Origin of the sequence: Thermomonas mangrovi (assembly GCF_028201335.1) — a bacterium.
Lineage (GTDB): Bacteria > Pseudomonadota > Gammaproteobacteria > Xanthomonadales > Xanthomonadaceae > Thermomonas > Thermomonas mangrovi.
Genome location: NZ_JAPEVV010000003.1, coordinates 1 through 13568, shown reverse-complemented (window position 1 = coordinate 13568; position 13568 = coordinate 1). Strand labels below are relative to the sequence as shown.

The 13568-nt window shown below is 70.7% G+C and carries 14 protein-coding genes; 7 read left to right on the top strand and 7 right to left on the bottom strand.

Translation table 11 applies throughout. From position 1 onward, the window contains the following. The first annotated feature begins 17 nt into the window (after window positions 1-17). From ON759_RS06660 to ON759_RS06650, 3 genes are all read left to right on the top strand, one after another. Window positions 18-1229: a sensor histidine kinase gene (locus tag ON759_RS06660; RefSeq protein WP_271679591.1), complete on the top strand. Its 1212-nt coding sequence runs from the start codon at window positions 18-20 to the stop codon at window positions 1227-1229. Further along, window positions 1226-1828 (top strand): response regulator, encoded by a 603-nt coding sequence (locus ON759_RS06655; protein ID WP_271679590.1) that lies wholly within the window; start codon window positions 1226-1228, stop codon window positions 1826-1828. The genes ON759_RS06660 and ON759_RS06655 overlap by 4 nt, the downstream gene beginning before the upstream one ends. 74 nt (window positions 1829-1902) lie before the next feature. Further along, window positions 1903-2331 (top strand): hypothetical protein, encoded by a 429-nt coding sequence (locus ON759_RS06650; RefSeq protein ID WP_271679589.1) that lies wholly within the window; start codon window positions 1903-1905, stop codon window positions 2329-2331. Between the two features lie 9 nt (window positions 2332-2340). Here ON759_RS06650 and ON759_RS06645 read toward each other — a convergent pair whose 3' ends face one another. The 7 genes from ON759_RS06645 to ON759_RS06615 form a co-directional block, all read right to left on the bottom strand. Beyond that, window positions 2341-3729, bottom strand: a complete 1389-nt coding sequence (locus ON759_RS06645) for a leucyl aminopeptidase family protein (protein ID WP_271679588.1) — start codon at window positions 3727-3729, stop codon at window positions 2341-2343. After that, window positions 3726-4436 (bottom strand): HAD family hydrolase, encoded by a 711-nt coding sequence (locus ON759_RS06640; protein ID WP_271679587.1) that lies wholly within the window; start codon window positions 4434-4436, stop codon window positions 3726-3728. Before ON759_RS06640 ends, ON759_RS06645 begins: the two co-directional genes overlap by 4 nt. Before the next feature lie 31 nt (window positions 4437-4467). Next, on the bottom strand, window positions 4468-5595 hold the full coding sequence (locus tag ON759_RS06635) for an AI-2E family transporter (protein ID WP_271679586.1): 1128 nt from the start codon (window positions 5593-5595) through the stop codon (window positions 4468-4470). After that, complete coding sequence (locus ON759_RS06630) at window positions 5592-5930, bottom strand: hypothetical protein (protein ID WP_271679585.1); 339 nt, start codon at window positions 5928-5930, stop codon at window positions 5592-5594. The genes ON759_RS06635 and ON759_RS06630 overlap by 4 nt, the downstream gene beginning before the upstream one ends. Next, window positions 5927-6478 (bottom strand): phage holin family protein, encoded by a 552-nt coding sequence (locus ON759_RS06625; RefSeq protein WP_271679584.1) that lies wholly within the window; start codon window positions 6476-6478, stop codon window positions 5927-5929. The genes ON759_RS06630 and ON759_RS06625 overlap by 4 nt, the downstream gene beginning before the upstream one ends. Window positions 6479-6486: 8 nt before the next feature. Then, window positions 6487-6843 carry a hypothetical protein gene (locus tag ON759_RS06620; protein WP_271679583.1) on the bottom strand — a complete coding sequence of 119 codons (357 nt, stop codon included), beginning with the start codon at window positions 6841-6843 and terminating at the stop codon, window positions 6487-6489. A 74-nt stretch (window positions 6844-6917) separates the two neighbouring features. Beyond that, the gene (locus tag ON759_RS06615) at window positions 6918-8387 is read right to left on the bottom strand and encodes a Do family serine endopeptidase (protein WP_271679582.1); all 1470 of its coding nucleotides are present in this window, start codon (window positions 8385-8387) and stop codon (window positions 6918-6920) included. A gap of 426 nt (window positions 8388-8813) precedes the next feature. On the opposite strand from ON759_RS06615, the gene ON759_RS06610 reads away from it, so the two are divergent. The 4 genes from ON759_RS06610 to ON759_RS06595 all read left to right on the top strand — a co-directional run bounded on the left by ON759_RS06610 (window position 8814) and on the right by ON759_RS06595 (window position 13286). Continuing rightward, window positions 8814-10964, top strand: a complete 2151-nt coding sequence (locus ON759_RS06610; RefSeq protein ID WP_271679581.1) for an adenosylcobalamin-dependent ribonucleoside-diphosphate reductase — start codon at window positions 8814-8816, stop codon at window positions 10962-10964. A 113-nt stretch (window positions 10965-11077) separates the two neighbouring features. Then, complete coding sequence (locus ON759_RS06605; RefSeq protein ID WP_271679580.1) at window positions 11078-11602, top strand: hypothetical protein; 525 nt, start codon at window positions 11078-11080, stop codon at window positions 11600-11602. Window positions 11603-11708: 106 nt separating this feature from the next. Then, complete coding sequence (locus ON759_RS06600) at window positions 11709-12509, top strand: TSCPD domain-containing protein (protein WP_271679579.1); 801 nt, start codon at window positions 11709-11711, stop codon at window positions 12507-12509. Window positions 12510-12632: 123 nt separating this feature from the next. Beyond that, on the top strand, window positions 12633-13286 hold the full coding sequence (locus ON759_RS06595) for a hypothetical protein (protein ID WP_271679578.1): 654 nt from the start codon (window positions 12633-12635) through the stop codon (window positions 13284-13286). Window positions 13287-13568 lie beyond the last annotated feature (282 nt).

Below are 13568 nucleotides of genomic sequence, written 5' to 3'. Positions count from 1 at the left end.
TGCAGTAGCATCCGCGCATGCACCCGATCGCCTCCCTGCGTCGCTGGATGGCGCCCGCGCCCGACTCCGCCGTGGCCGATGCGCTGCGCAGCGGCAAGTCGCCGTGGTCGGAGGGGGTGCACCTGCTGTGGACGGTGTGGGTGTTCCTGACCCCGATGTTCGGCGGCGGCTTCACCGCGCGCTGGGCGGTGCTCACCGGCCTGTCCTACCCGGTGTTCCTGTGGTTGTACGCGATGGTGTTGCTGGCCCCGGCGCATGCGGCCAAGCGCTATGCCCTAGGCATGGTCGCGCTGTGCCTGGTGTTGCTGCCCTGGTACCCGGCGGGGCTGAGCTACTTCGTGTTCGGCTGCGTGATGCTCCACACCGGCCGCCGCCAGCTCGCGCTGCTGCCCTACCTCGGTCAGGTGCTGGCCTTGAACGCGGTGTACATCGTCGCCGCTTGGCAGATCGGCTATCCGTGGCAGATGTGGGTCTGGGTGCCTGCGATGACCCTGGTGATCGGCATCATCGTCAACGTCGAGCACACCGCGCACGCGCGCGAGGCCGCGTTGCGGCTGTCGCAAGACGAGGTGCGCCGGCTCGCCGCGACCGCCGAGCGCGAGCGCATCGGCCGCGACTTGCACGACCTGCTGGGGCACACGCTGTCGCTGATCGCGCTGAAGCTGGAGCTCGCGCGCAAGCTGGCCGACCGCGACGCCGCGGCCTCGCGCCTGCACCTGGAGGAAGCCGAGCGGGTGGCGCGGCATGCCTTGGCCGAGGTGCGCAGCGCCGTGACCGGGATCCGCGCGGTGGACCTGGCGGCGGAACTTGCCTCGGCGCGGCTGATGCTGGATTCCTCGCAGGTCGCGCTGGACTACCAGCCGCCGCCGGCGTCGCTGCCGCCCGAGCTCGAGGCAGGGCTGGCGCTGGTGCTGCGCGAGGCGGTCACCAACATCGCCCGGCATGCGCGTGCGCGCCACGCCCGCGTGGCCTTCGCGCGCAGCGGCGAGATGCTGGAGCTGCGCATCGAGGACGATGGCCGCGGCGGCATCGACGTGGAAGGCAACGGCATCGCCGGCATGCGCGACCGCATCCGCGCGCTCGGCGGCAGCCTGCTGGTGCACGCGCCGCGTGGTGGCGGCACCCGCCTGCAGGTGCGCGTGCCGTGGCGCGAGGCGGCGCGCTCGGCCTTCCTCGCCGGTGGCGACGACGCATCGGCGATGCCGGTGCAACAGGCGGCCGGCGCGTGATCCGGCTGCTGCTCGCGGAAGACCAGGCGATGTTGCGCGGCGCGCTGGCCGCGCTGCTCGGGCTGGAGTCCGACCTCGAGGTGGTCGGCGCCGCTGCCGATGGCGAAGCGGCCTGGCGCGACCTGCAGCGCCTGCAACCCGACCTGCTGGTCACCGACATCGAGATGCCCGGGCTGACCGGGCTGGAACTCGCGCAGCGCATCCAGCGCCAGCAGTTGCCGGTCAAGGTGGTGATCGTGACCACGTTCGCGCGCGCCGGCTTCCTGCGCCGCGCGCTGGATGCCGGGGTGTGCGGCTACCTGCTGAAGGACGCGCCCGCCGAGCAACTGGCCGAGGCGCTGCGCAAGGTGCATCGCGGCGGCCGCGCGATCGACCCGCAACTGGCGCTGGAAGCCTGGGGCGAGGCCGATCCGCTCAACGATCGCGAACGCCAGGCCTTGCGCCTGGCTGGCGAAGGCCTGTCCGCCGGCGAGATCGCGCAGCGCCTCAACCTCTCGCAGGGCACCGTGCGCAACTACCTGTCCGAGGCGATCGGCAAGCTCGGCGTCGGCAACCGCATCGAGGCGCATCGGCTCGCGCGGCAGAAGGGCTGGTTGTAGGCGCCGCAGCGCGGCATGCGTCGCGGCCCTGCGCGCGCTAGGCTCGCCGCTGCGGACAACAGGGGGGAGACGCGATGGCGACGACGCAACGCCCGATGTGGTTCGTGCTGGTGGCCGCGCTGGCCCTGCTGTGGAACGTGGTCGGGCTGTACTCGTTCTACGTCCACTTCACCGCCGGGCCCGAGGTCATCGCGACCTGGCCGCAGGCGCAGCAGCAGATCGCGGCGGCGATGCCGCGCTGGATCTTCGTGCCGTTCGCGATCGCCACGCTCGGTGGCGCGATCGGCTCGCTGGGGCTGCTGCTGGGGCGACGCTGGGCGGAGCCGGTGCTGCTGCTCTCGCTGCTCGGCATCCTGGTCCAGTTCGGCGCGACCTATGCGCTCACCCCGACCTGGGCCCTCACCGGCAGTGCCGGCGCTGGCCTGCCGGTCGGCATCGCCATGATCGGCCTGTTGCTGTGGTCGTTCGCGCGCAAGGCCGCGGGCCGCGGCTGGCTACGCTGAGCGTCGGGCTCAGCGCGGGCCGCCCGCCCGCGCCTTCAACAGCGCGTACGCCGCGCGCAGGCCCTGCGCCTCGCCGCCGGCAGGCTTGCCCGGGCGGTCGCTGTCGTTCCACGCGTACACGTCGACGTGCGCCCAGCGCTGGCCGTCGCGCACGAAGCGTTCCAGGAACAGCGCGGCGGTGACGCTGCCGGCCATGGTCGAACTGCTGCCGTTGGCGAGGTCGGCGATGCCGCTGGCGAGGTAGCGCAGGTAGGGCCGCCACAGCGGCATCCGCCATAACGGGTCGCGCGCCTGCTGGCCGGCGGCCAGCCAGTCGTTGGCCAGCGCGTCGTCGTTGGCGTACAGCGCCGGCAGGTCGGGGCCCAGCGCGATGCGCGCGGCGCCGGTCAGGGTGGCGAAGTCCAGCACCAGGTCCGGCCCGAGTTCGCAGGCGCGGGCCAGTGCGTCGCTGAGCACCAGCCGGCCTTCGGCATCGGTGTTGTCGATCTCGATGCTGGCGCCGGTGCGGGTGGCGATCACCTCGCCGGGGCGGAACGCGTTCGGGCCGACCGCGTTCTCCACCGCGGCGATGAGCAGGGTGATGCGCAGCGGCAGCGCGCGCGCCATCACCAGCCCGGCCAGCGCCAACGCATGCGCGGCGCCGCCCATGTCCTTCTTCATGTTGCGCATGCCGGCGGCGGCCTTGAGGTCCAGCCCGCCGGTGTCGAAGCACACGCCCTTGCCGCAGAGCGCGACATGCGGATGCGCGGGGTCGCCCCACGCGAGTTCGATGATCCGCGGCGCGCGATGCGAGGCGCGGCCGACCGCGTGGATCGCCGGGTAGTTGCGCGCCAGCAGGTCGTCGCCCGCCACCACCTCGAGCCGAGCGCCATGGCGCTCGGCCAGCGCGCGCGCGGCGGCCTCGAGTTCGTCCGGGCCCATGTGTTCGGTCGGCGTGTTGACCAGGTCGCGCACCTGCACGCAGGCGGCGAGCAGGTCCAGCGCCTCGGCGTCGAAGGCATCGGCGACCAGCCGGGCCGGCGCGCGCTTGTTCGCCTTGTAGCGGTCGAAGCGGTAGCAGCCGAACCCCCAGCCCAGCTGAAGCGCGCGCTGCGCGTCCTCGTCGCGCGTCGCCACTGCCTGCCAGTCGCCGCCCGGCAGCGCCAGCGGCGCATGCGCGTACGCGAACGGGTCGAGTGGATCGCCGATGCCGATCGCCGCGCCGGCGAGCCCGCCGTCCGCGTTCGCCCAGCTGACCGCGGTGTCGGCGCTGCCATCGAAGCGTTGCGCGGCCAGCCATGCCTGCACCGCGGGCGGTTGCGCGTCGCGCCAGGCGGCGAAGCCACCGCGGTCGACCACGTACAGCGGCAAGGGCGCGGGGGCGTCGGCGGTGCGGGCGAAACCGGCGGGCAGGGTCATGTGGGGGGATCCTCGGGCAGGGCGTCGAGCCAGTCGGCCAGCGCGGTCAGGGTGTGCACGTGCAGGTCGGCGGGCGGCAGCTCGTCGGGCCAGGCGTGGTCGCCGCGGTCGATCCAGCAGGTGCGCAGGCCGGCCGCGGCGGCGCCGGCGACGTCGATGTGCGGATGGTCGCCGACGTGCAGTACCTCGTGCGGGGCCAGGCCCAGGCGTGCGCACGCGGCGTGGAAGATGCCGGGGTCCGGCTTGGGCACGCCGTGCTGGCAGGCGCTGAGGTTGAACGCGAAGTGCGCGTCGATGCCGACCGCGGCGAGGTCCGCGTTGCCGTTGGTCAATCCGGCCAGCGGGCGCAACCGCGCCAGCCGCGCGAGGCCCTCGAGCGCATCGTCGTAGAAATCCACGCGATTGCGTTCGCGGAAGAAGCAGGCATGCGCGGCGTCGGCCAGCGCGATGTCGCCGCCGCTGTCGCGCAACGCGCGCTGGATGGTCAGCCGCCGCAGCAGGCCGAGGTCGTGCGCGTGCTCGGGATGCTCGGCGTGCACCTGCAGGCGCAGCGCGCGCATCTCCTCGATCGGGAAGCGCGCGGCGGTCAGCGGGCTGTGCGCCTCGAACCAGGCGTGCAGGGCGGTCTCGATGCGTTCGCCGATCGGCGCGAACGGCCACAGGGTGTCGTCGAGGTCGAGGGTGATGGCGCGGATGGCGTGCTGCACCCGCGCATTGTAGGGCCAGCCCCGCGCCGGCTCACTCCAGCAGGCGTGCCCAGCCTTCCATGCCTTCGACGCGCGCCAGCACGATCTTCACGCAGACCAGCAGCGGCACCGCGAGCAGCAGGCCGACGATGCCCCACAGGCTGCCGAACACCATCAGCCCGAGGATCAGCACCAGCGGCGAGATCGCCATGGTCCGGCCGAGCACGATCGGGGTGACGATCTGCCCTTCCAGCGTATGCAGGCCCAGGTAGATCGCCGCCGGGGCGAGCGCCTGCAGCGGCGCGTCGTAGCTGGCGAAGCCCATCAGCAGCATCGCCACGATGCCGATCAGCGGGCCGACGTAGGGCGCGAAGTTGAGCAGCGCGGCCATCGTGCCCCACAGCAGCGCCTCGTCGATCGGCACGCCGAGCAGCAGGTGGAGGGCGGCGGCGAACACCAGCCCGACCACCGCATTGATGATGCTGATGGTCAGCACGTAGCGGCTGACTTCGGTCTCGATCGCCTGCAGGATCTCCACCGTCAGCTTCTTCTTCTGGCGGTCGGGCAATAGCGCGATCGCCTTGCGCTGCAGGTCCTGGCCGAACACCATGAAGAAGAACGTGAGCAGCACCACCGCGAGGATCGAGGCCACCAGCATCGGCGTCGCGGTCAGCGAGCGGTACGGGTCGTTGACCTCGGTCTTCACCACCTGCGCCGGACGCGCGGTGTTCTCGCCGCCGGCGGCGCGCGCGATGTTCTCCGCGGCCTTGTTCGCCTCCTGCACCGGCTTGATCAGCTTCTGCACCTTCGGCGCCAGGCTGCGCAACTCGCGCGGGGCCTCGCGGATCCATTCGCCGGCGGGCTGCACCAGTTGCTGCGCCAGCAGCACCGCCAGCGCGATGCCGCCGCACAGCACCGCCAGCGCACCGAGGAAGCGCGGCACGTGCAGGCGCTGCAGCACGCGGATGATCGGATTGCCCACCAGCGCGAAGAACATCGCCAGCAACACCGGCAACACGACTTCCTGGGTGATCCACAGGGTGTAGCCGACCGCGAGCACCGCCAGCACCACCAGCGAGAGCGGCGCGCGCGGGCGCGGGCGTTGGCTCGGCGCGCTGGTGGGCGCGGCAGGCGCGGGCGCCGGCTGTGGCGCGGCGTCAGGTGGCGTGTCGGCGGTCATTCGACGGGCGTGGCGTTCGCCGCATCGGCGGCGGTGGCGGCGGCATCGGCCGCATCGCTGGCGTCGTCGGCCGCGGCCTGCGCACCGGCGCTGGCGAACAGCCCGGACAGGGCGGTGACCAGGTTGAGCAGGCCGCCGCTGCCGGCCAGCTTGAGCGGTTGCGCGCGCCCGGTCAGGAAGCCCAACGCGAGCCCGGCGACCACGATGCGGCCGGGCGTCCACGCACTGCGCCAGGTCGTGGCGACCTGCCGCCATTGCGTGGCGGTCCTGCGCTCGGAGGCTTCCAGCGCGTCCTCGGCCTGGCGGACCTTGGCGATCAGGGCATCGAAGCTCATGGCGGGGTCACGTCCACGCCGAGGCCCTTCTTCAGCGGATCGCCGGCCTGCGCCTCGGCGACCCGGCGCGCGGCGGCCTCGGTGGATTCGGGGCTGTCGGGATCGGGCAGGAGGTCGGCGAGTTCGCCGAAGCCGAGGCGGCCCAGCTGGCGGCGCGTGGCCTTGAGCCGGGTGTGTTCGAAGTAGCGCGATGCGCCCCAGGCGGCGGCGACGGTGACGCCGATGCTGAGCACCGCGGTGAGCAGCAAGGCCAGCGCCCACGGCATGCCCAGCCCGCGACTGAGGCCGACGATCAGCGCCGCCATCAGCAGCAGCCACGACGAGGCACCGAAGGCGATCGCCACGCCGGTCAGCGCCAGCGTCCGGCCGAACGCGCTGCGCGCCAGGGAGATGTCGGCGGCGACCAGGATGCGCAGCGCCTTGGCGACATCGCCGGCCGCCTTCAGGCCGGCACGGCCTTCCGCGCCGAGCGCGCGCAGCGATGCCTCCAGGCCCGGTGGCGGCGCCTCCGGGCCCGGGCGCGGGCCGTCTTCCCCGTCGGCGCGCATCGCGTGGCTTATTTGTCGCTGCGGGCGAGCTTGGCGATGATCCAGCCGGCGGCGAAGGCCACGCCGAAGGCGGCCAGCGGGCGCTCGCGGATCAGTTCGGCGGCGCTGTCGACCAGGTCGCGGCCCTTGTCCATCAGCGCGTCGACCTGCTCGCCTGTGGCGCCGCCCAGCACCTCGGCGGCGCTCAGGCCTGCCAGCGCGCCGTCGGCCAGTTCCGACTTCATCTGCGCCTTGCCCAGGCGCATCTCGTCGCCGGCGGCGGAGGCCGCGCCCTTGAGCGCGTCGCCAGCCGCGACCGCGGCCTGCTTGAGGTGGGTGCCGGCTTCGCCCAGGTTGCTCTTGAGGGCGTCGGTATTCGTGCTCATGGGAACTCCGTGGTGCGGGGTGGCAGGAGGGTCAGCATCGCAACCGCCGCGTGACGCGGCCGTCACGGGCCGGGTCAACGCATCAACAGGGTACCGCTGGCGCCGCCGCGCAGGACGCGCAGCACCAATTGCTCCGGCGTGTCCTGCAACGCGGCGCGGAAGCCGGTGAGGTCGCTGAACTCGCCGCCGCTGGAGGCCAGCACCACGTCGCCGCCGCGCAGGCCGCTCTGCGCCGCGCGCGAGCCGCGCGCGACCGACTCCACCAGCACGCCCGACAGGCCCTGGCGGCGCAGCGACTCCGGCAGCTCGGCGAAACTCGCGCCGGCCAGCCGCGGATCCAGCTGGGTGCCGGCCAGCGCCTTCGGCGCCTCGTGCAGGCCGGTGGTGACCTGCAGCGGCTTGCCTTCGCGGCGCACGTCCAGCACCACCCGTGCGTTCGGCGCCTGCAGGCCCTGGAAGTTGCGCAGCGCCTCCGCGTTGGCGATCGCCTGCCCGTTGGCGGACAGGATCACGTCGCCGACGCGCAGGCCGGCATCCGCCGCCGCCGAGCCCGGGTACACCCGGGTCACCACCGCGCCGCGGGTCTCGGCCAGGCCCAGGCCCTTGGCGATGCGCGCGTCCACGTCCTGGCTGTCGATGCCGAGGGTGCCGCGGCGGACCACGCCGCCGGCCAGCAGCTGGTTCTTGATGCTGTTGGCGAGGTTGGCCGGGATCGCGAAGCCCAGGCCGATGTTGCCGGCCATCGAGCCGCGCGGGTTGAAGCTGGCGGTGTTGATGCCGACCAGCTCGCCGTTGAGGTTGACCAGCGCGCCGCCGGAATTGCCGGGGTTGATGCTGGCGTCGGTCTGGATGAAGTTCTGGTAGCCCGCGCCCGGCAGGTTGTTGCGGCCGACCGCGGAGACGATGCCCGAGGTCACCGTCTGGCCCACGCCGAACGGATTGCCGATCGCCACCACGAAGTCGCCGATCTGCAGCTGGTCGCTGTTGGCCAGCGGGATCGCGACCAGGTTCTGCGCCGGGATGCGCATCAGGGCGACGTCGGTGTCGGGGTCGGAGCCGAGGAACTCGGCCTTGACCGTGCGCCCGTCGGCCAGCTGCACCTGCACCGCGTCGGCGTTCTCGACCACGTGGTTGTTGGTCAGCACCAAGCCGCGCTGCGCATCCACGATCACCCCCGAGCCCAGCGAGCGCGCGATGCGCTCCTCGGGGATGCCGAACATCCGGCGGAACACCGGGTCGTCGCCGAACGGGGTGTTCACCCGCACGCGCTGCTCGGTGTTGACGCTGACCACCGCGGGCAGCACGCGCTTGAGCATCGGCGCCAGCGAGGGCATCGGGGTGCCGTTGACCACGTTGGGCAGCGCGGCCGCGGCCGGCACGGTGGCGGCGGTGGCCGGCGGCGCGGGTTCCGCCGCGGCGGGCCGGTCCAGCATCAGCTGCATGCCGGTGGCGGCGAAACCGCCGAACGCGGCGGCGGCGGTGAGCGCCAGCAGGGTGCGGCGGGCACTGGAACGGGGGGCGGTCGGGGGCGACGAATGCTGCATTGCGGCAGGACTCCGGGGGCGGGCATCGGGGCGGCGCCGGTCGGCGCGCATTCACACTTTCGGCCGGCGCGCTTGAATCTTCGGTGAAATCGAAGCGGCATGCGCGTGTCAGCCGGCATGCCCGGAAATCAAGGGGATTTCCACCCGGTCCCGGCGTTGACTTCGCCGCGGGCGCTGGCTATGGTCGTTTCCCGCGCCTCCACTACATCTTGTGGTTGGTAGCGTGAAACAAACCCAAGCGTTGTGTTTCACGAAACATGGTTCGGCGTCCGTTGGGGAGCGGCGCAGGATGGGGATGCGGACAGACAAACCAGACAACGGCGGCGTGCCTCGGGCGCGTGGCCCCGTCGTCGCCCCCGCGACGGCGACCAGCACACACGACCGCGGCACGGCCGCGCGGGTACAAGGACAGGAGCGCACACGAGCATGAGCACGGCGAGGTTGGAAGCGGTGGCCACGGACGCAAAGCAGGACATCCCGATGCAGCCGGCATCGGTCGACATCTGGGACAAGAAGTACCGGCTGAAGACCAAGCAGGGCCAGTCGCTCGACGCCGACATCGACGGCACCTACAAGCGCGTCGCCAAGGCGCTGGCCGACGCCGAGCCCACCGTCGAGCTGCAGCAGTACTGGATGGAGCGCTTCACCTGGGCGCTGCGCCGCGGCGCGATCCCGGCCGGCCGCATCACCTCCAACGCCGGCGCGCAGGAACACAAGCCCGCCACCTCGACCATCAACTGCACCGTGTCCGGCACCATCCAGGACTCGATGGACGGCATCCTCGACAAGGTCCACGAGGCCGGCCTGACCCTGAAGGCAGGCTGCGGGATCGGCTACGAATTCAGCACGCTGCGCCCGAAGGGCGCGTTCGTCGCGGGCGCCGGCGCCTACACCAGCGGCCCGATGTCGTTCATGGATATCTACGACAAGATGTGCTTCACCGTGTCCTCCGCCGGTGGCCGCCGTGGCGCGCAGATGGGCACCTTCGACGTCTCGCACCCGGACGTGAAGGACTTCATCCGCGCCAAGCGCGAGGACGGGCGCCTGCGCCAGTTCAACCTCTCGCTGCTGATCACCGACGGCTTCATGCAGGCGGTGGAGCACGACACCGACTGGCCGCTGGTGTTCCCGATCAACGCGCAGGAGTCCGGCGACCTCGACCTGCAGGACGCCGCGCAGGTGGTGTGGCGCGAATGGCCCACCCACAAGAACTACATCGTGCGCGACGACGGCCTGGTGGCCTGCAAGGTGTACGGGCACATCCGCGCCCGCCACCTGTGGGACATGATCATGGTCTCCACCTACGACTACGCCGAGCCGGGCTTCATCCTGATCGACAAGGTCAACGAGATGAACAACAACTGGTGGTGCGAGACCATCCGCGCCACCAACCCCTGCGGCGAGCAGCCCCTGCCGCCCTACGGCGCCTGCCTGCTGGGTTCGGTCAACCTCACCAAGTTCGTCAAGCACCCCTTCACCGACCAGGCCACGTTCGACTGGGAGGAATACAAGGAAGTGGTGCGCGTGTTCACCCGCATGCTGGACAACGTGGTCGAGGTCAACGGCCTGCCGCTGCAGCAGCAGCGCGACGAGATCCTGCGCAAGCGCCGCCACGGCATGGGCTTCCTGGGGCTGGGCAGCACCATGACCATGCTGCGGATGAAGTACGGCAGCCAGGAATCCTGCGAGTTCACCGAGCGCATCGCCCGCGACATGGCGGTGGCCGGCTGGGAAACCGGCCTGTCGCTGGCCCGCGAGAAGGGCCCGGCGCCGATCATGGAGGAGGCGTTCACCGTCACCGCCGAGATGTTGCGCAAGCGCCCCGAGATGGTCCGCGACGGCTGGAAGGTCGGCCAGCAGATCGAGGGCAAGCTGCTGCATGCCAGGTACAGCCGCTACATGCAGCGCGTGGCCGAGGTCGCCCCGGAGCTGGTCGAGGAGCTGGCCGAGGTCGGCGCCCGCTTCACCCACCACAGCTCGATCGCGCCCACCGGCACCATCTCGCTGAGCCTGGCCAACAACGCCAGCAACGGCATCGAGCCCAGCTTCGCCCACCACTACAGCCGCAACGTGATCCGCGAGGGCAAGAAGACCAAGGAGAAGGTGGACGTCTACAGCTTCGAGCTGCTGGCCTACCGCGAACTGGTCAACCCGAAGGCGATGCCGTACGCCGAGGACGCCGCCGCCAGGCTGCCGGACTACTTCATCAGCGCCGACGACATCAGCCCGAAGGAGCACGTGGACGTGCAGGCCGCGGCGCAGAAGTGGGTGGATTCCTCGATCTCCAAGACCGCGAACGTCCCCACCGACTACCCGTACGAGGACTTCAAGGACATCTACCGCTACGCCTACCAGCAGGGCCTGAAGGGCTGCACCACCTTCCGCTTCAACCCCGCCGCGTTCCAGGGCGTGCTGGTCAAGGAAGCCGACCTCGAGAACACCACCTACCGCTTCGAGCTGGAGGACGGCCAGGTCATCGAGGTCAAGGGCAACGAGCAGATCGAGTACGACGGCGAACTGCACACCGCGGCCAACCTGTTCGACGCGCTCAAGGAGGGGTACTACGGCAAGTTCTGACCGGTCCGGCGCGGCCGTCGCCGGCGTGCATTCGTCACGCTGCACGGACGCCGTTTCCGGGTATAGGATCGCGCTGTAGTACCCACCCACCCAATGCCCGACGAGGAGGGCACATGAGCAACGGAAACGGAGTGACGGCGACGCTGTCCGACGCCGCCGACAGCGTCAAGGAAAAGGCCGCCGAGATCGGCGGCGCCGTGGCCAGCACCGCCAGCGCCACCGTGGCGAAGGCGAAGAAGGCCGCCAAGTCCGCCGAGAAGAAGGTCAAGACCGAAGTGGGCAAGGCGAAGAAGGCGGTCAAGAAGACCGTCGCCAACGCCAAGAAGAAGCTCGCGTCGGCCAGCGCCGAGGCCAAGAAGGAAGTGGCCAGCCTGAAGAAGAAGGTCGCCGGCAAGAAGACCGCGGCGAAGAAGGCCGCCAAGAAGGTCGCGAAGAAGGCGACCGCCAAGAAGGCCGCGGTGAAGAAGGCCGCCAAGAAGGTCGCCAAGAAGGCCACCGCCAAGAAGGCGGCGGTGAAGAAGGCGGTCAAGAAGGCACCGGCCAAGAAGGCCGCCGCCAAGAAGGCGCCGGCCAAGAAGGCCGCCGCCAGGAAGGCGCCGGCCAAGAAGGCCGCGAAGAAGGCCGCCAAGAAGAAGTGATCCACCCGCGCCCCCTCCCGCCCGGGAGGGGGCGCCGGCGGGCCCCGCGCCCGCATGCTCCACCCGCACGCCGACCCACCACCGCAACCCACGCACCGGAACCGCAATGGCCGTCAGGATCGACAAGAAAATCAAGGGCTACGCCGTCGTCACCGCCGAGGACAAGGCCAAGGAAGCCGCGCGCGCCGACGCCGCGCAGCAGCCGCAGGCCGCGCCCGCCGCGGAGCCCGTGGACAACGTCATCCAGATGCACGAGCGCATCGAGCGCCCGGAGGTCCTGGTCGGCAGCACCTACAAGATCAAGTCGCCGCTGGTGGAGCACGCCATGTACGTGACCATCAACGACATCGTGCTCAACGCCGGCACCGAGCACGAGCACCGCCGCCCGTTCGAGGTCTTCATCAACTGCAAGTCGATGGAGCACTTCCAGTGGATCGTGGCGCTCACCCGCATCATGTCCGCCGTGTTCCGCAAGGGCGGCGACGTCACCTTCCTGGTGGAGGAGATGAAGGCGGTGTTCGACCCGCGCGGCGGTTACTTCAAGGCCGGCGGCGTGTACATGCCGTCGCTGGTGGCCGAGCTGGGCAGCATCGTCGAGGACCACCTGAAGTCGATCGGCATGCTGCACGACCCGGAGATGAGCGAGCACACCCGCGCGCTGATCGCGGAGAAGCGCCGCGCGTTCGAGAGCCGCTCAAAAAAAAACACTGACGTAGCCGAAGCGGGCGAGATGGGCGGGGCCATGCTGGCCGCGTCCGAGCAGCGCCCCGAGGACATCCAGGTCACCGGCGACGGCGCCAGCTTCCCGCCCAGCGCGACCATGTGCCACAAGTGCAGCACCAAGGCGCTGGTGCTGATGGATGGCTGCGCGACTTGTTTGAATTGTGGATATAGCAAGTGCGGGTGAGGTCGGGAAGCCGATTCCGATTGCGGTCCGGCGCCTGAATCCGGCGGACACTGCGGCATGCGCGGTTGCGCGCCCGGTCCGGGAGGGCGTAGCGTAATGCCACTTTCCATCAGGAGTGTGGTCATGCGCTACGCGGCTCGTGCTCTGGTGTTGGCCCTGTTGCTCTGCGGCTCGGCGGTGGCTGCCGATAAGGTCACCAAGCTCCCGGTACATTTCGCCAAGGGAGCTTCCAGCGCCACCCTGAAAGGCAATTTCAGCGGGTATGACAGCGTCCAGTACACCATCGGGGCGCGTGCCGGCCAGACCATGACGGTTTCGATCACCGGCAGCAGCAACGCCAATTTCAACGTGTTCGCGCCGGGCCACGTCCCCGGCCAGTCCGAGGCGATGGGCTCCGGCTTCGTGGGTAGCCCGTGGTCGGGCAAGCTGCCCGCCAACGGAACCTACACCGTGCAGGTGTTCCAGATGCGCGCGTCCGCGCGCCGTGGCGAGGCGGTGCCGTACACGATCAAGATCGGCGTGGCCGGCGGTGCCAGTGCCGCGGCGCCCGCAGGCGGCAATTTCGCCGCAGCTCGCACGGCCTGCCTGAAGGCGGTGGCGGCGGAAGTCGGGGTTGCGCAATCGAAGCTGAGCATCGGCAACGTCGGCAAGGGGCAGTCCGGCATCGCGGTGACCGTGATGGTGCCGGGTTCCCGCGGTCCCGCGCCGTGGGACTGCCTGGCCGACGAGCGTGGCAGGGTGAAGAACGTGATGTACGCGGGTTCCGACGGCGAATGACCAGGAACCGCCGCTGTCCGTGAATCAGCAAGGGGCACCTTCGGTGCCCTTTGTGTTTCCGGCCACTGGCAAACCGTGTGGCCGGCGTTGCGGCGGGGCCTACTTCGGCCGGCCGCTGTAGCCGGCGGCTTCGCGCAGGGCATCGGCATCAAGCGAAAATGGGTCACCATTTCGCCGCCGTGGTCAATAGGCACGAAGAAAGATCTCCCGCATCCGGGCTGAAGGCATCGCCTTGACCTGTCCACCGGCTTCCGCAGTGTTTCTGATGCGAGGCGGGTCACC